This is a genomic window from Pseudomonas guariconensis, assembly GCF_024127895.1.
Lineage (GTDB): Bacteria > Pseudomonadota > Gammaproteobacteria > Pseudomonadales > Pseudomonadaceae > Aquipseudomonas > Aquipseudomonas guariconensis_B.
In genome coordinates this window covers 1-15769 of record NZ_JAMYBK010000011.1, presented here as the reverse complement: position 1 = coordinate 15769, position 15769 = coordinate 1, and the positions used below count along the sequence as shown (strand labels likewise).

Annotated in this window: 16 protein-coding genes; 2 read left to right on the top strand and 14 right to left on the bottom strand. The window is 65.2% G+C overall.

Features of this window, described 5'->3' with window-relative positions:
• Positions 1–117 precede the first annotated feature (117 nt).
• From thiO to NJF35_RS13475, 5 genes are read right to left on the bottom strand one after another with little or no spacing between them, the layout of a single operon-like run.
• Positions 118–1215, bottom strand: coding sequence for a glycine oxidase ThiO (thiO, locus tag NJF35_RS13495; RefSeq protein WP_225789522.1), 1098 nt, complete (start codon positions 1213–1215; stop codon positions 118–120).
• Positions 1216–1248: 33 nt separating this feature from the next.
• Positions 1249–1647, bottom strand: a complete 399-nt coding sequence (locus tag NJF35_RS13490; RefSeq protein WP_225789521.1) for a type IV pilin protein — start codon at positions 1645–1647, stop codon at positions 1249–1251.
• 1 nt (position 1648) lies between these two features.
• The gene (locus tag NJF35_RS13485; RefSeq protein ID WP_225789520.1) at positions 1649–2131 is read right to left on the bottom strand and encodes a hypothetical protein; all 483 of its coding nucleotides are present in this window, start codon (positions 2129–2131) and stop codon (positions 1649–1651) included.
• Positions 2128–2793, bottom strand: coding sequence for a PilW family protein (locus NJF35_RS13480; RefSeq protein WP_225789519.1), 666 nt, complete (start codon positions 2791–2793; stop codon positions 2128–2130). The genes NJF35_RS13485 and NJF35_RS13480 overlap by 4 nt, the downstream gene beginning before the upstream one ends.
• Entirely contained in the window at positions 2790–3152 is a 363-nt protein-coding gene (locus NJF35_RS13475) for a prepilin-type N-terminal cleavage/methylation domain-containing protein (RefSeq protein WP_225789518.1), read from the bottom strand. The genes NJF35_RS13480 and NJF35_RS13475 overlap by 4 nt, the downstream gene beginning before the upstream one ends.
• A 109-nt stretch (positions 3153–3261) precedes the next feature.
• On the opposite strand from NJF35_RS13475, the gene NJF35_RS13470 reads away from it, so the two are divergent.
• Positions 3262–3753 carry a GspH/FimT family pseudopilin gene (locus NJF35_RS13470; RefSeq protein ID WP_225789517.1) on the top strand — a complete coding sequence of 164 codons (492 nt, stop codon included), beginning with the start codon at positions 3262–3264 and terminating at the stop codon, positions 3751–3753.
• Here NJF35_RS13470 and ispH read toward each other — a convergent pair whose 3' ends face one another.
• The 6 genes from ispH to murJ form a co-directional block, all read right to left on the bottom strand.
• A complete protein-coding gene (gene ispH, locus NJF35_RS13465) occupies positions 3754–4701 on the bottom strand; it encodes a 4-hydroxy-3-methylbut-2-enyl diphosphate reductase (protein WP_225789516.1) in 948 nt (315 codons plus the stop codon). It abuts the gene before it with no gap.
• A 14-nt stretch (positions 4702–4715) separates the two neighbouring features.
• Entirely contained in the window at positions 4716–5153 is a 438-nt protein-coding gene (fkpB, locus tag NJF35_RS13460) for an FKBP-type peptidyl-prolyl cis-trans isomerase (protein WP_225789515.1), read from the bottom strand.
• Positions 5146–5661 carry a signal peptidase II gene (gene lspA, locus NJF35_RS13455; RefSeq protein ID WP_225789514.1) on the bottom strand — a complete coding sequence of 172 codons (516 nt, stop codon included), beginning with the start codon at positions 5659–5661 and terminating at the stop codon, positions 5146–5148. The genes fkpB and lspA overlap by 8 nt, the downstream gene beginning before the upstream one ends.
• Positions 5654–8485: an isoleucine--tRNA ligase gene (ileS, locus tag NJF35_RS13450; protein ID WP_225789513.1), complete on the bottom strand. Its 2832-nt coding sequence runs from the start codon at positions 8483–8485 to the stop codon at positions 5654–5656. Before ileS ends, lspA begins: the two co-directional genes overlap by 8 nt.
• Positions 8482–9432 (bottom strand): bifunctional riboflavin kinase/FAD synthetase, encoded by a 951-nt coding sequence (gene ribF / locus NJF35_RS13445; RefSeq protein ID WP_225789512.1) that lies wholly within the window; start codon positions 9430–9432, stop codon positions 8482–8484. The genes ileS and ribF overlap by 4 nt, the downstream gene beginning before the upstream one ends.
• Before the next feature lie 118 nt (positions 9433–9550).
• Positions 9551–11089, bottom strand: coding sequence for a murein biosynthesis integral membrane protein MurJ (gene murJ, locus NJF35_RS13440; protein WP_225789511.1), 1539 nt, complete (start codon positions 11087–11089; stop codon positions 9551–9553).
• Positions 11090–11339: 250 nt separating this feature from the next.
• On the opposite strand from murJ, the gene rpsT reads away from it, so the two are divergent.
• A complete protein-coding gene (rpsT, locus tag NJF35_RS13435) occupies positions 11340–11618 on the top strand; it encodes a 30S ribosomal protein S20 (protein ID WP_023382471.1) in 279 nt (92 codons plus the stop codon).
• 226 nt (positions 11619–11844) lie between these two features.
• Here rpsT and NJF35_RS13430 read toward each other — a convergent pair whose 3' ends face one another.
• Genes NJF35_RS13430 through NJF35_RS13420 form a run of 3 tightly spaced genes read right to left on the bottom strand, consistent with a single transcriptional unit; the run spans position 11845 to position 15407 of the window.
• Positions 11845–14145: a PqiB family protein gene (locus NJF35_RS13430; protein WP_225789510.1), complete on the bottom strand. Its 2301-nt coding sequence runs from the start codon at positions 14143–14145 to the stop codon at positions 11845–11847.
• A complete protein-coding gene (locus NJF35_RS13425; protein WP_225789509.1) occupies positions 14138–14761 on the bottom strand; it encodes a paraquat-inducible protein A in 624 nt (207 codons plus the stop codon). The genes NJF35_RS13430 and NJF35_RS13425 overlap by 8 nt, the downstream gene beginning before the upstream one ends.
• Positions 14748–15407, bottom strand: coding sequence for a paraquat-inducible protein A (locus tag NJF35_RS13420; protein ID WP_225789508.1), 660 nt, complete (start codon positions 15405–15407; stop codon positions 14748–14750). The genes NJF35_RS13425 and NJF35_RS13420 overlap by 14 nt, the downstream gene beginning before the upstream one ends.
• Positions 15408–15769: the final 362 nt, after the last annotated feature.

The following is a 15769-nucleotide window of genomic DNA, read 5'->3' as shown; positions in this document are numbered from 1 at the left end:
TTGAACCCTGTTCGCGGCGGTTCGGCGCCCCGGGATCGAGTCAGCCACAGAGTGTGTGATTTGCGGGAGGGCTTGATCTCTCGAGTGGCGTTGGGGGCTGCTTTGCAGCCCCAGTCTTCAGCCCAGGCGCCCTGCCGGGGCATAGGGCACCGGATCGATGATCGGCTGGCTGCCGGTCAACAGGTCGGTGAACAACTGGCACGACGCCGGCGCCAGCACCAGCCCGTTGCGGTAATGCCCGCAGTTCAGCCATAACCCCTCATGCCCCGGCACCGGGCCGATGTAGGGAATACCTTCGGGCGACCCCGGACGCAGCCCGGCCCAGTGCGCCACCGGGGTGGCATCGGCCAACGCCGGCAGGAGTTCGACCGCCGAGGCCTTGAGGCTTTCCAGCGCGTCCACGGTCGGGGTCTTGTCGTAGCCAGCATGTTCCAAGGTACTGCCGACCAGGATGTGCCCGTCGCGCCGTGGGATGGCATAGCGTCCCTTGGCCAGGACCATGCTCGGCAGGAAGTCCTCGGCACACTTGAACAGGATCATCTGGCCCTTCACCGGCTCCACCGGCAGCGCCAGGCCGAGGGTGAGCAACAGCTCGCCACTCCAGGCACCCGCGCTGAGCACCACGTCATCGGCCGCCAGCATGCCTTCGGCGGTGTGCACACCGGTGACCCGCCCGCCTTCCTGGCGGAACCCGGTGACCTGGCAGTGCTCGCGCAAGGTCACGTTAGGCAGGGCCTGCAGGGCTGCCTTCAACGATTTCACCAGGCGTGGATTACGCACGTTGGCTACACCCGCCATGTAGATGGCGCGCGTGAAGCCTGGGCCGAGCACCGGCACCGCATCGTAGGCCGCCGAGATATCCACGGCGCTCAGTGGCCGCTGCTCGCGCCTGGCCCAGGCCAGGGCCTCGGCCTCGTCGTCCAGGTCCAACCAGTACAGGCCGGTGGTGTGCACCTCGGGGTCGATCCCCGTGCTCGCGTACAGGCGCTCGCCCAGCTGTGGATAGAAATCCTGCGACCAGTGCGCCAGTGCCGTCACCGCCGGGCTGTAGCGCCAGGGGTACAGGGGCGAGACGATACCGCCACCGGCCCAGGACGACTCGCGCCCCACTTCACCCTGGTCGCACACCACCACCTGGCCGACCTTGGGCGCCAGGTTGAACGCTGTCAGCAGGCCAATGACCCCGCCACCGACAATCACTACTTGCTTGCTCATCCGTCGATCCACTACCTGAAATAAACGCGACCTTCAGCTACCCCAACAGCCCTCGGCGGGCTCGACAGCCCCCGGATTGCTCCGCACACCGGCCTGGTCGAGCTGGTAGTCACCACAACCATCGTCCGCCATCAGAGCGCCGGGCAGGCGCCTGGCGAGCAGGCGGAAACTGTCGTCGCCACGCTCTGCCTGCAGGCTGTAGTAGCGGCTGCCGGCGGGCAATGGCGTCTGCTGCTGGTCACTGTCGGCATACTGGCCGGTACGTGCATGGTGGCGCTCCAGGCGCAGGGCGGCATCGTGCAGCAGGCCGACCACTTCGCTTCGCGCGGCACGTCTCAACGGGTCGTGGTAACTGGGGTAGGCAATGGCTGCCAGAATGCCGGTCACGGCCACGACAATCAACAATTCGATCAGGCTCAGGCCTTGCTGCATGTCATTGTCCTCTCAATCGCTGGCGCCACAGAAGCCGCCGTGGCGCTACAGCCTGGTCGGCCTGCAGGGCGTACACAGCCTCCAGCACATGCCGCGCCTGGCGCTCGCGGCTGACGGCGGTGACCCTGTAGAGGGTCACCTGCACACCTTCAGGGACCTGTGCCGCCAGGGCGCTTTCGCCCAGGTTCTGTAACAGGAAGAATCCGTTTTCCGTACGCTGCCATGACAGGTCCCCGCCCTGCACATCATGGGCGTCAGGAGGCGGCAGGCAGGCCTGGCAAGGTGCTGGAGGCGCCAGCAGCAACCGGGCCGCCCCCTCGAGCAAGGCTGCTTCGGCCTGCTCCAGGGCTCGTGCGTTCGCCAGCAGCAGGCCGCCCAGGCGCGCCTGGATCAGGGCATCGTGCAGGGCCGAAGCACTGAGCAGCCCCAGCAACAGGCTGAGCAGAAGCCCCACCAGCAGGACCATGCCGCGCTGGCGCCTCATGGTTCGGGCAACCGGTTGCGCAGGGCCACGCTCAGCTCGTGCTGCAACTCGATCCGCTGTTGCGGCTCGAACAGCGTCAGTTGCAGGTCCACGCGCCCGCCCTCCGCCGTCGGCACCAAGGTCGCACGCAGGTCGCGAACGTGGTCGATCAACGCCTCGGCCTGACTGCCGCTCATCCGCCTCAAGTTGCCCGCACGCAGTTGATAGCTGATCCGGGCGATGGGGAATGCCAATGTCCGCTCGTTGCCGGGGTGGCGCCCTTCCTTGACCTGCGCCCAACTGCGGCAATCGGTCAGCAAGGTCCAGGCTGGCTGCCTGGCGCTGCCCGGCAGTTGCTCCAGCACCAGGCTCAGGCTGTCCAGGCGCCCATCGCCGGCCAGGGTGATCCGTAGCGGTTGGGCAAACGCCTGGGCGGCAGCGGCCGTATCGAACGTGATCGCCTGTTGGCGCAGGCACCCGGACATGCCTGTCATGCGGATGTCCTGGGCCATTCTGTGCAGCGCCAGCCGGGCATCGTCCTGCAGGCGTGCCGCCGCGCCTTGCAGGCGCCAGGCCTGGTAGGCGGCGACGAACACCTGGCTCGCTGCCGCCAGCAGCATCAGGCCCAGCGCCAACGCCAACAATGCTTCCAGCAGGCCAAAACCGGCCTGGGCCCTGCTCATGGCAGTACCCTGCCCTGCAGGCTGACGGACTGTTGCGTCCCCTCCCGGGCCTCCAGCCAATGGATTTCCAGCACGACGTTCGCCCCGCTACGCCGCACCCGCCCCTCGGCTGCCCCACCGAGCACCTGCCGGATTCGTGCCTGCCAGCCGGCCTGCTCGCCCGCCTCCAACCGGCCCGCCGCCCTCGCCCGCTCGAGCAGCCCCTGCGCCAGGTGGATCGCCTGGCTATCGCGCCGCGTGTTGTCGAGCACCTGCAAGGCACGCACTTGCAAGGCGGCGGTGGCGAACAGCCCGAGCGCCAGTACTCCCATCGCCAGCAACACCTCCAGCAACGTCATGCCGCATTCCTTTGTCCGCATCCTGCGCCTCCTGCGAATTTTCCCTGCCGCCCTCTCCTACCTGGCCGACTGGACCTTCTGCCCATCGGCCTCGAAGCTACAGCGAAGCACTTCCAGGGAGGAATGCACGGTGAAGCAACAGGGAGTAACACTGATACAAACCCTGTGCGCGCTGGCGCTGGTCAGCCTGCTGACACAGGTGGGCATACCGGCCTACAACCATCTCAGCGAAGGCCTGCACCAGGCCGCTGCGGCCCGCGAGCTGGCACATGCACTGCGCAATGCACGCGGCCATGCCTTGCTGCGACAGCAAACGGTGCTGGTTCGGGCACTGCAAAACGACTGGGGGATCGGCTGGCGTACGCTGCTGGCGCACGATGGGCAATTGCTGCACGAGCGACGCCTGGGCCGCAGGCTCAAGGTCGTCGGTAACCTGGGCAATGAAGTGAAATTCAGTGGCTTGGGGGTTCCGCTGCGTGGCAACGGCGCGTTTCTGGGGGGCACCTTCGAGATCTGCCAGGGCACCACGCAAGCGAGTCATTTGCAGGTGGTGCTCGCCCCCAGCGGCAGGATCAGCCTGCGCACCGGGACGGCTGATCCGCCACTGTGCGCAGGCCGCTGATCAGATCAGCGAGCGAACCCGCAGCTCCTTGGGCATGGAGAAGGTGATGTTCTCCTCGCGGCCATCGAGCTCTTCGGCGCCGCTGGCGCCCCAGGCCCTGAGCTGGTCGATCACGCCACGCACCAGCACCTCGGGGGCCGAGGCGCCAGCGGTGATGCCGATACGCGCGACGCCCTCGAACCAGCCTTGCTGCAAGTCCTCGGCACCGTCGATCAGGTAGGCCGGGGTACCCATGCGCTCGGCCAGTTCGCGCAGGCGGTTGGAGTTGGAGCTGTTGGGGCTGCCGACCACCAGGACCACATCGCACTCGCCGGCCAGTTGCTTGACCGCATCCTGGCGGTTCTGGGTGGCATAGCAGATATCGTCCTTGCGTGGCCCGCCGATGTTCGGAAAGCGCGCGCGCAGGGCATCGATGACCCGGCTGGTGTCGTCCATCGACAGGGTGGTCTGGGTGACGAAGGCCAGGTGATCCGGGTCGCGCACCTGCAGGTTGGCGACATCCTGCTCGTCCTCGACCAGGTAGATCGAGCCGCCATTGCTGGCGTCGTACTGGCCCATGGTGCCCTCGACCTCCGGATGCCCGGCATGGCCGATGAGGATACATTCCCGGCCGTCGCGGCTGTACTTGGCCACCTCGATGTGCACCTTGGTGACCAGCGGGCAGGTGGCATCGAACACCTTGAGGCCGCGGCCGGCCGCTTCCTGGCGCACGGCCTGGGAAACACCGTGGGCGCTGAAGATGACGATGACATCGTCCGGCACCTGGTCGAGTTCTTCGACGAAAATAGCACCGCGATTGCGCAGGTCTTCGACCACGAACTTGTTGTGCACCACTTCGTGGCGCACGTAGATCGGCGGGCCGAAGACTTCCAGGGCCCGGTTGACGATCTCGATCGCCCGGTCGACCCCCGCGCAGAAGCCGCGAGGGTTGGCGAGTTTGATTTGCATGCTCGGCTCCAGGCTTACAGCGCCTTCACCTCGAGGATCTCCACCTCGAAGTTCAGGGTCTTGCCAGCCAGTGGGTGATTGAAGTCGATGGTCACCTGGTTGTCGTCGAAAGCCTTGACCACGCCCGGCAACTCGGCGTTGGCGGCATCGTTGAAGATCACCAGCAGGCCTTCGGAAAGCGCCATGTCGGTGAACTGCGAGCGCGGCATCACCTGCACGTTCTGCGGGTTCGGCTGGCCGAAGGCGTTCTCCGGAGCGATGGTCAGGGTGCGCTTGTCACCGGCCTTGAAGCCGAACAGGGCGGCTTCGAAGCCGGGCAGCAGGTTACCATCACCGACCTTGAAGCAGGCCGGTGCCTTGTCGAAGGTGCTGTCGACGGTGTCGCCGTTTTCCAGGTGCAACGCGAAGTGCAGGGTGACTTCGGTGTTCTGGCCGATACGGGTCTCAGTCATGGACAGGTTCTCCGGACTTCTTGCTCTTGAACATATCCAGCGCCAGCATCACCGCGCCAACGGTAATGGCACTGTCGGCCAGGTTGAAGGCCGGGAAATACCAGCGGTTCTGCCAGTGCACCAGGATGAAGTCGACCACGTGCCCCAGCACGATGCGGTCGTACAGGTTGCCCAGCGCGCCCCCCAGCACCAGGGCCAGGGCGATGGCCAGCCAGGTCTCGTTGCGCCCCAGGCGCTTGAGCCAGACCACCAGCACCGCGCTGACCACCAGGGCGATCAGGGCGAACAGCCAGCGCTGCCAGCCGGAGCTGTCGGCGAGGAAGCTGAAGGCGGCGCCGGTGTTGTAGGCCAGGGTCCAGCTGAAGTAGTCGGGGATGACCACGATCTGCTGATACAGGCTCAGGGCCCCCTCGAAATAGACCTTGGTGGCCTGGTCGAGGACCAGGACCACCAGGCTCAGCCAGAGCCAGGCAAGGCGCCCGAAGCGCCCCGCAGCAGGGTTAGGCATAGTGACGCACCTCGCCGGAACCGCTGATGTTGTCTACGCAACGGCCACAGATCTCCGGGTACTCCGGATGGCTGCCGACGTCGGCGCGGAAGTGCCAGCAGCGGCCGCACTTGGCATGGCCGGACTTGACGACTTTCAGCTTGAGGCCTTCGACCTCGGTTGTCACGGCATCGGCCGGCGCCTGGACGAACGGCACCACGCTGGCGGCGGAGGTGATCAGCACGAAGCGCAGCTCGTCGCCCAGCTTGGCCAGGTCAGCGCTGAGCCCTTGCTCGGCGAACAGGGTCACCTCGGCCTGCAGGTTGCCGCCGATGGCCTTGGCCGCGCGCTGGTTCTCCAGCTCCTTGTTGACCGCCGCCTTGACCGCCATGACGCGATCCCAGTAGGTGCGATCCAGCTCGAAGCCTTCGGGCAGCTCGGCCAGGCCTTCGTACCAGGTGTTGAGCATGACCGACTCGTTGCGCTCGCCTGGCAGGTACTGCCAGATCTCGTCGGCGGTGAACGCCAGGATCGGCGCGATCCAGCGCACCAGGGCCTCGCTGATGTGGTACAGCGCGGTCTGGCAGGAGCGGCGGGCGACGCTGTTGGCACCAGTGGTGTACTGACGGTCCTTGATGATGTCGAGGTAGAAGCCGCCCAGCTCCTGGACGCAGAAGTTGTGCACCTTGGAATAGACGTTCCAGAAGCGGTACTCGCCGTAGTGCTCTTGCAGCTCGCGCTGCAGCAGCAGGGTACGGTCGACCGCCCAACGGTCCAGCGCCAGCATCTCTTCGGCCGGCAGCAGGTCACGGGCCGGGTCGAAGCCGGTCAGGTTGGAGAGCAAGAAGCGCGCGGTGTTGCGGATACGGCGGTAGGCGTCGGCACTGCGCTGCAGGATCTGCTCGGACACGGCCATCTCGCCGGAATAGTCGGTGGCGGCGACCCACAGGCGCAGGATGTCGGCACCCAGGGTGTCGTTGACCTTCTGCGGCTCGATGGTGTTGCCCAGCGACTTGGACATCTTGCGGCCGCTCTCGTCCACGGTGAAGCCGTGGGTCAGCAGTTCGCGGTACGGCGCGTGGTTGTCGATGGCGCAGCCGGTCAACAGCGAGGAATGGAACCAGCCACGGTGCTGGTCGGAACCTTCCAGGTACAGATCGGCGCGCGGTCCGGTGGCGTGGCCGATGTCATGGGAGCCGCGCAGCACATGCCAGTGGGTGGTGCCGGAGTCAAACCAGACGTCCAGGGTATCGGTGATCTTGTCGTACTGGGCGGCTTCATCACCGAGCAGCTCGGCGGCGTCCAGCTTGAACCAGGCCTCGATGCCTTCCTGCTCGACGCGCTTGGCCACTTCCTCCATCAGCTCGACGGTGCGTGGGTGCAGCTCGCCGGTCTGCTTGTCGAGGAAGAACGGGATCGGCACGCCCCAGTTGCGCTGACGCGAGATGCACCAGTCGGGACGGTTGGCGATCATCGCGTGCAGACGCGCCTGGCCCCAGGACGGCACGAACTTGGTTTCTTCGATGGCCTTGAGGGCGCGCTCGCGCAGGGTATCGCCGCTGTTGGGCTGGCGGTCCATGCCGACGAACCACTGGGCGGTGGCACGGTAGATCAGTGGGGTCTTGTGGCGCCAGCAATGCATGTAGCTGTGGCTGATGGTCTCGGTGTGCATCAGCGCGCCGACTTCGCGCAGCTTCTCGACGATGGCCGGGTTGGCCTTCCAGATGAACTGGCCGCCGAAGAATTCCAGCGACGGCACGTACACGCCGTTGCTCTGCACCGGGGTGAGGATGTCGTCGTTGAGCATGCCGTAGCGCTTGCAGGTGACGAAGTCATCCTCGCCGTAGGCTGGCGACGAGTGCACCACGCCGGTACCGGCGCCCAGCTCGACGTAGTCGGCCAGGTAGATCGGCGACAGGCGGTCGTAGAACGGGTGGCGGAAGTTGATCAGCTCCAGCGCCGAGCCCGGCGCGGTGGCGATCACCGAACCTTCCAGGCCATAGCGCCCGAGGCACGACTCGACCAGTTCCTCGGCCAGCACCAGCAGGCGCTCGCCGGTATCGACCAGGGCGTAGTTGAACTCCGGATGGATGTTCAGCGCCTGGTTGGCCGGGATGGTCCAAGGGGTGGTGGTCCAGATCACGATGGCGGCCGGCTTGGCCAGGCTCGCCAGGCCGAAGGCAGCGGCCAGCTTGTCGGCATCGACGACCTCGAAGGCCACGTCGATGGTCTGGGATTTCTTGTCGGCGTACTCGACCTCGGCCTCGGCCAGGGCCGAGCCGCAGTCGAAGCACCAGTTCACGGGCTTGAGGCCCTTGAACACGAAGCCTTGCTTGACCATTTCGGCCAGGGCGCGGATCTCGCCGGCCTCGTTGGCGAAGTTCATGGTCTTGTAGGGGTTGTCCCAGTCACCCAGCACGCCCAGGCGGATGAACTCGGTCTTCTGCCCTTCGATCTGCTCGGCGGCGTAGGCGCGGCACAGCTCGCGGGTCTGGTCCGGGGACAGGTGCTTGCCGTGGGTGACCTCGACCTTGTGCTCGATCGGCAGGCCGTGGCAGTCCCAACCCGGCACGTAGGGCGCGTCGAAGCCCGACAAGGTCTTGGAGCGGACGATCATGTCCTTGAGGATCTTGTTCAGCGCATGACCGATGTGGATCTTGCCGTTGGCATAGGGCGGGCCGTCGTGCAGGACGAACTTCGGACGGTCCTTGCCAATCTCGCGCAGCTTCTGGTACAGGCCAATGCTGTCCCAGCGCTGCAGGATCTGCGGTTCGCGCTGAGGCAGGCCGGCCTTCATCGGGAAGGCGGTGTCCGGAAGGTTTAGCGTGGCTTTGTAGTCGGTCATTTCAGGCTCTTCGTTAGCGGTTGAGCGTGCCAGTGGGCACGTGCGGCGGCGATGTCCGCGTCGATCGCCGACTTCAGCGCCTCCAGGGAGGCGAATCGCTGCTCCTCGCGCAGCTTGTGGTGGAACTCCACCGTCAGGCGCCGGCCATACAGGTCGCCGGCGAAATCCAGGAGGTGAATCTCCAGATGGGGGCGCCCGTCACCGGCGACGGTGGGCCGTACCCCGATGTTGGCGACACCTGGCCAGACCTGGCCATCGATCTCGGCGCTGGTCAGGTAGACCCCGCTCAGCGGCACGCGGCGGCGCTTGAGCTGGATATTGGCGGTCGGCGTGCCGAGCTGGCGGGCCAGCTTCTGGCCGTGCAGCACCCGGCCGCTGATGCAATAGGGGCGGCCCAGCAGGTGCTCGGCCAGCACGAAGTCGGCGTTGGCCAGGGCATTGCGCACTTCGGTGCTGCTGACCCGCAGGCCGTCCCGCTCGACGGTATTGGCGGCCTCGACGGTGAAGCCATGCTGGCGCCCGGCCTCGACCAGGAAGGCGAAGTCGCCAGAGCGGTCGCAGCCGAAGCGGAAATCGTCGCCGACCTCCAGGTGACGCACGCCCAGGCCGTCGACCAGGATGGTCTCGACGAATTCATCGGCGCCGAGCTTGCTCAGGCGCTGGTTGAAGGCCAGGCACAGCACCCGGTCGATGCCCTCGGCGGCGAGCAGCTCGATCTTGTCGCGCAGGCGGGCCAGGCGGGCGGGGGCGGTATCGGGGGCGAAGTACTCGCGCGGCTGCGGCTCGAAGATCACCACGCAGGTCGGCAGGCCAAGTTCCTGCCCACGTTCGCGCAGGCGCCCCAGGATCGCCTGGTGGCCCCGGTGAACCCCGTCGAAGTTGCCAATGGTGGCGACACAGCCCCGGTGCTCGGGGCGCAGGTTGTGAAGTCCTCGAACCAGCTGCATAACGCGCTTCTTGCTCATAAAGTGGCCGATTATAACCACACCCGGGCGCCGGTGACAGGCAGCAGCGCCACAGTGGGGCGTGGAATGCGAAAAACCGACGCCTGGCCCGCTCCTCGCCTCAGTGCAAGGCCTTGCGGGCGAAGTGCCGCGGGCGGAAACCGCACAGGAACAGGCAGCCGAAATAGGTCAGCACGCCTGCCAGGATCAACCCGCCCAGGCGCAGGAAGCGCTCGGGCATGTTGCCCTGCGCCCAGGCGGGCATGTAGTGCATCCCCACCAGCAGCACCGCCGACATCAGCAACACCGCCAGGACCAGCTTGGCCAGGAACAGGGGCCAGCCCGGCTGTGGCTGGAACAACTGCTGGCTGCGCAGTTTCCAGTACAACAGGCCTGCGTTGAGGCAGGCGCCGAGGCTGATCGCCAGGGCAAGGCCGGCATGCTTGAGCGGGCCGATCAAGGCCAGGTTGAACAGCTGGGTGCAGACCAAGGTGAAGATCGCGATCTTCACCGGCGTGCGGATATTCTGCTGCGCATAGAAGCCGGGGGCCAGCACCTTGACCAGGATGATCGCCAGCAGGCCGACGGAATAGGCGATCAGCGCCCGCTGGGTCATGGCGGCGTCGAAGGCGGTGAACTTGCCGTACTGGAACAGCGCCACGGTCAGCGGCTCGGCGAGGATCGCCAGGGCCAGGGTGCAGGGCAGCACCAGCAGGAAGCACAGGCGCAGGCCCCAGTCGAGGATCCGCGAGTACTCCTGGCGGTCACGGTTGGCGTAGGTCTTGGCCAGGGTCGGCAGCAGTATCGTGCCCAGGGCCACGCCCAGCACGCCCGAAGGCAGCTCCATCAGGCGATCGGCGTAGTACATCCAGGAGACCGACCCGGCTACCAGGAACGAGGCGAAGACGGTGTTGATGATCAGCGAGATCTGGCTGACGGATACCCCGAGGATCGCCGGCAGCATCTGCTTGAGTACCCGCCAGACGCCGGTGTCGCGCAGGTTCAGGCGCGGCAGCACGAGCATGCCGATCTTCTTCAGCGCGGGCAGTTGGTACAGCAGTTGCGCCAGGCCGCCGGCCAGCACGCCCCAGGCCAGGGCCATGATCGGCGGGTCGAAGTACGGGGTCAGCAGCACGGCGAAGGCGATCATCGCCACGTTCAGCAGGGTCGGCGTGAACGCCGGAACCGAGAAGCGGTTCCAGGTATTGAGGATTGCCCCGACCAGCGAGGACAGCGAGATCAGCAATATATAAGGAAAGGTCACCCGCAGCAGCGCGGTGGTCAGCTCGTATTTCTCGGCGCTGTCGACGAAACCGGGCGCGGTGACCCAGACCACCCAGGGCGCGGCGAGGATACCCAGGGCGGTGACCAAGGCCAGGGACAGGGTCAGCAAGCCGCTGACATAGGCGATGAAGGTTCGGGTCGCCTCCTCGCCCTGCTGGGTCTTGTATTCGGCCAGGATCGGCACGAAGGCCTGGGAAAAGGCGCCTTCGGCGAAGATCCGGCGCAGCAGGTTGGGCAGTTTGAAGGCGATGAAGAAGGCGTCGGTGGCGATGCCGGCACCGAACACCCGCGCCAGGATGGTATCGCGGACGAACCCCAGCACCCGGGAAATCATGGTGATGGAGCTGACCGCGGCCAGGGATTTGAGCAGGTTCATCGAAAAGTTTCACGCCTGGGACGGAGAGCGCTGCCAGAAGGCGCGCGAATATGCGATACTTGCGCGTCTATGCAGGGCAAGCCAAAACTCCCGAGTTTACAGGTCGCTGCGCAGAAAGGAATCATTCCTTCGCGCTTGCGCTCCACTCGGCGGAACCCTGCAAGTGGCCTTGACATCCGCTCGACTGATCGGCATGATTCGCGGCCTATTTTGTTTGCTATTTACCTAAAGTCTTTCGAGGAGCTCGACGGTGGCCAACACACCTTCCGCCAAGAAACGTGCAAAACAGGCTGAGAAGCGTCGCAGCCACAACGCCAGCCTGCGTTCCATGGTCCGTACCTACATCAAGAATGTAGTCAAGGCCATCGACGCAAAAGACGCCGAAAAAGCGCAAGCCGCCTACATTCTGGCTGTGCCTGTAATCGACCGTATGGCCGACAAGGGCATCATCCACAAGAACAAGGCTGCTCGCCACAAAGGCCGTCTGAATGGCCACATCAAGGCGCTGAAAGAAGCTGCAGCTGCCTAAGCGACACGCTTGTCGAAAAACCGACCCTAGGGTCGGTTTTTTGTTGCCTGTGATTTGTGTTCATTGCCATCGATAACGGGTGCCTAAGCTGGCCTGTTCGCCGGCAAGCCTACGCACACAGGGCCCCTGTAAACCGCGTCATTTGCGGTCGACTCGCACCCTGCGGGAGCCGGCGATGGGCTGCAAAGCAGCCCCAGGCTTACAACCCCTACCTGACCGGCCAGCCTCACTTCGCGATCTGGATCTTCGGTGCCCACTGCAGCCACTCATCCTCCGGCTTGTCGAACAAGGCAAAGGTCTGCTGCGGGCGTGCCGGGTTACCCATCTTCTCGCCATCGGGCGTTGCGAAAGCAATGCCGCCGTCGATCAAGGTCTCCAGGGACTCGGTGCGCACCGTGGCGCCCTTGAACAACCCCCAGTCGAAGCCGAAGCCGCTGCTGTTCCAGAACCGGCTGCCACCCCGGACCAACGCCGCATAGCGAGGCTCGATGAGGATGTGGATCAGCACCCGGTCGGCGGTCTGCCCCAGCTCGAAGCCGGTGACCTTGCCCACCGTGACCTCGCGATAGGTCACCGGTACGCCCGGCTTGATCGAGCCACGGCGCGGTGCGCTGAGCGTCAGCGGCAGGCCGGCTTGCTGCGCGACCGCTTCCGGGGCCTCGGGCAGAGCGATGAAATCACGCTGCGGCCCCCTGTCCTGCACTGCCGGCTGGACTTCCAGGTACTGGCCACCCACCAAGGTATCGAGGTTCTCGGTACGCACCAGGCCGAAGGCCGGCTTGACCACCCAGAAGCGCGTACCGGCCCGGGCGATGCGCTCCTGCGCGGCGGTGATGCGTGCCCTGAGCAGGACTGCCTGCAGGTCCGCGGTCAGGTCGACGCTCTCGATGCTGCCCACGTCCAGGCCGCGGAAGCGAATCGGGGTGCCCGGCTTCAGGCCATCGGCGCGATCGACACGGATGGTGATGAGGGTACCGGCGCGATCGGCGGCCTCCTGGCTCTCGTGCAGGCGAAAGCGTGGAATGCGCCGCTTCAGGGGCACGTCGGCCCTGGGCGTGTCGAAGGCGATGCCACCGGCCATGAGGGTCTGCAGCGACTCGCTCTTGATCTTGATCCCCGACAACCCGCCGGAGAGGGTGATGCCGCTGGCGTTCCAGAAGCGTGTGGAGCCGTTGACCAGGTTCGCATACTCCTTCTCGATGTGCACCCCGATCAGGATACGCTTGCTGTCGCGGGCGAACTGGTAGCTCTGCACACTGCCGACCTTGACCTGGCGATAGGTCACCGGGCTGCCGACTTCGAGGGAGCCGAGGGTGTCGGCGAACAGCACCATGTGCAGACCCGGGGCCTTGAGGTCCAGCGGCGGCGCCTTTGCCCGCGCCTCGAACTCACGCTGCGGCCTGGCCCCCTTCTCGCCCGGACGAATGGCGATGTAGTTGCCCTTCACCAAGGCTTCCAGGCCGGTGATGCCGGCCAGGGAGATGGAGGGCTTGACCACCCAGAACTGGGTGCCATCGACCAGGTAGTCTTCGGCCAGCGGATCCAAGGTCAGCTCGGCCGAGGCGCTGGACAGGTCTTCCTCGATCTTCAGGGTCTTCAGCGAACCGACCTGGATCCCCTTGTACATGACCGGCGTACGACCGGCCTGCAGGCCCTCGTAGTCGCTCAGCTTGACCTTGACGCGGATCCCCGCCTGGGCGGCGTCGAAATCCTCGTACAGGCGGAACGGTAGGCTCGGGTCGGTGGGCGGGCTGTCCTTGCGGTGCTCGGGCGTGGCGAAGGCGATGCCGCCGGCGACGATGCTGGCAAGGGATTCGCTGCGCAGCTTCACACCAGACAGGTCGGCGTCGATACTGATGCCGCTGGCGTTCCAGAACCGCGTGTGCTTGCGCACCAGGTTGGCGTAGGCCGGCTCGATGAAGACCTTGACCTCTACTGTGTCCTGGTCCTCGGAGAGGCGGTAGCTCTTCACCCGACCGACTTGGATTTGCTTGTAGAACACAGGGCTGTCGCGGTTGAGCGAACCGAGGCGATCAGCCTTGAGGGTCAGGTGCAGGCCCGGCTCGCTGTCGGACAACGGCGGCGCCTCCGACAAGGCGGTGAACTGCTTGGTCTTCTCGCCTTCGCCTGGGCTCACGGCGATGTAGTTACCCGATACCAGGGTTTCCAGGCCGGAGATGCCAGCCAGGCTGACGCTCGGCTTGACCAGCCAGAAGCGCGTCCCGGTGGTCAGGTGCGGCTCCGCAGCCTTGTTCATCTCGACGGTGGCGATAACCCCGGTGCCGTCGCCTTCGACATCGAGCACCAGGCTCTTCACCTTGCCGACCGACATGCCCTTGTAGATGACTTCGGTCTTGTTGGCGACGATGCCCTCGCCGGTGAGGAAGCGGACCTGGATCTCCACACCGGCGTCACGGTAGGCCTGCCAGGCCAGCCAGCCACCGATCACCAAAGCGATCAGCGGCAGGATCCAGATGGCCGACCAATTCGAAGCTGGGCGGGTTTTAGCCGTAGGCATGTCACTCATGGTCGTCATCCGACTCCGTATTGTCCCAGATCAGTCGGGGATCGAAAGTTAAGGCTGCGAGCATCGTCAAGATCACCACGGAGGCGAAGGCGACGGCGCCCAGGTTGGCTTCGACACTGGCGATGCGGCCAAAATTCACCACCGCCACGAGGATGGCGATGACGAAAATATCCAGCATGGACCAGCGTCCGATGAATTCGATGAAGCGGTACATCAGGATCCTCTGCCGCGCCGACAAGGGCTGGTGACGCTGCACCGAGTAGAGCAGCAGGCCGATGCCGACCAGCTTGAAGGTCGGCACCAGGATGCTGGCGATGAACACCACCGCGGCGATCGGCAACATGCCGTGCTTGAGCAAGGTGATGACGCCGGACATGATGGTGTCCGGGCTGCCCTGGCCCAAGGCGCTCACCGTCATGATCGGCAGCACGTTGGCGGGGATGTAGAGGATCGAGGCCGTGATGAGCAGGGCCCAGGTGCGCACGATGCTGTTGGGGCGGCGCGCATGGACCACGGCGCCGCAGCGGGTGCAGGTCTGAGAGTCGCCGCCAGGCACCTGCCGGTTCAGCTCATGGCATTCATTGCAGACCAGGATGCCTGCATCAATCGCCCGCATGGATATCCTCCCCTGACAGGGCGATCCAGATCTGGTGTGGCGACATCACCACTTCCAGCCATACCTGGACCAGCAGCAGGCTGATGAAACAGAAAAGGCCAAGGCCTATGGTCAGCTCCGCCAGGTCGACCAACTTGACGATGGCCACCAGGACGCCCATGAAGTACACCTCGAGCATGCCCCAGTCACGCAGGTGGTGATAGATGCGGTAGAACAGCAGGCCATGGCTGCGTCCGATGTTCAGGCGAATGCTCAGCAACACGACCAGTTGGCACAGCAGCTTGAGCAAGGGGATGGCCATGCTGCACAGGAACACCACCACGGCGACGCCGCGCATCTGCGAGTTGTACAGGCCGACGACGCCACTCCAGACGGTGTCGTCGGAGGTCTGGCCGAGCAGGTGCAACTGCATGATGGGCAGGAAGTTGGCAGGCACATAGAGCAGCAGGGCCGTCAACACCAGCGCCAGGCTGCGATTGACCACGTTATGGCGGTGGGCGTAGAGCTCGTAGCCGCAGCGGGGGCAATGGGCCTTTTCGTCATTCTGCAGCACTGGCTTGCGCATCAGCAGGTCGCATTCGTGACAGGCCACGAGTTCGTCCAGCGGTAATTGGGGCAGCGCTTCGGGATCGACAGGATTGGGCATATCGAAGGTCTGAATGGATACGTGGGCCCTATTCTAGTGTTCTGGCTCGAAGAAAGGGACACCTGGCGGGTTGAACGAAAGGCTTGCATAGGCAAAGTTGGAGGGGTGGCGGCTGAGCTGGCCTTTGGGGCCGCTTCGCGCCCCATCGCCGGCAAGCCGGCTCCCACAGGGATGGCGCTGGCTTGCAGGTCTGCGCTGTACCTGTGGGAGCTGGCTTGCCAGCGATGGGGCCACCGCCAATCCCCAGCCCAGCGCCAGAAAGACAAAACCCCTACCTGCTCGCGCAGATAGGGGTTTTGCGAAATGAATCTTGACGATGACCTACTCTCACATGGGGAAACCCCACACTACCATCGGCGATG

What these genes read in the sequence shown, in the direction of transcription:
- NJF35_RS13480 (WP_225789519.1), bottom strand. Translation starts at nt 2,793, where the DNA reads ATGAGCAGGGCCCAGGCCGGTTTTGGCCTGCTGGAAGCATTGTTGGCG.
- NJF35_RS13420 (WP_225789508.1), bottom strand. Translation starts at nt 15,407, where the DNA reads ATGCCCAATCCTGTCGATCCCGAAGCGCTGCCCCAATTACCGCTGGAC.
- NJF35_RS13485 (WP_225789520.1), bottom strand. Translation starts at nt 2,131, where the DNA reads ATGAGGCGCCAGCGCGGCATGGTCCTGCTGGTGGGGCTTCTGCTCAGC.
- ileS (WP_225789513.1), bottom strand. Translation starts at nt 8,485, where the DNA reads ATGACCGACTACAAAGCCACGCTAAACCTTCCGGACACCGCCTTCCCG.
- lspA (WP_225789514.1), bottom strand. Translation starts at nt 5,661, where the DNA reads ATGCCTAACCCTGCTGCGGGGCGCTTCGGGCGCCTTGCCTGGCTCTGG.
- NJF35_RS13475 (WP_225789518.1), bottom strand. Translation starts at nt 3,152, where the DNA reads ATGCGGACAAAGGAATGCGGCATGACGTTGCTGGAGGTGTTGCTGGCG.
- murJ (WP_225789511.1), bottom strand. Translation starts at nt 11,089, where the DNA reads ATGAACCTGCTCAAATCCCTGGCCGCGGTCAGCTCCATCACCATGATT.
- fkpB (WP_225789515.1), bottom strand. Translation starts at nt 5,153, where the DNA reads ATGACTGAGACCCGTATCGGCCAGAACACCGAAGTCACCCTGCACTTC.
- thiO (WP_225789522.1), bottom strand. Translation starts at nt 1,215, where the DNA reads ATGAGCAAGCAAGTAGTGATTGTCGGTGGCGGGGTCATTGGCCTGCTG.
- ispH (WP_225789516.1), bottom strand. Translation starts at nt 4,701, where the DNA reads ATGCAAATCAAACTCGCCAACCCTCGCGGCTTCTGCGCGGGGGTCGAC.
- ribF (WP_225789512.1), bottom strand. Translation starts at nt 9,432, where the DNA reads ATGCAGCTGGTTCGAGGACTTCACAACCTGCGCCCCGAGCACCGGGGC.
- NJF35_RS13425 (WP_225789509.1), bottom strand. Translation starts at nt 14,761, where the DNA reads ATGCGGGCGATTGATGCAGGCATCCTGGTCTGCAATGAATGCCATGAG.
- NJF35_RS13430 (WP_225789510.1), bottom strand. Translation starts at nt 14,145, where the DNA reads ATGAGTGACATGCCTACGGCTAAAACCCGCCCAGCTTCGAATTGGTCG.
- NJF35_RS13490 (WP_225789521.1), bottom strand. Translation starts at nt 1,647, where the DNA reads ATGCAGCAAGGCCTGAGCCTGATCGAATTGTTGATTGTCGTGGCCGTG.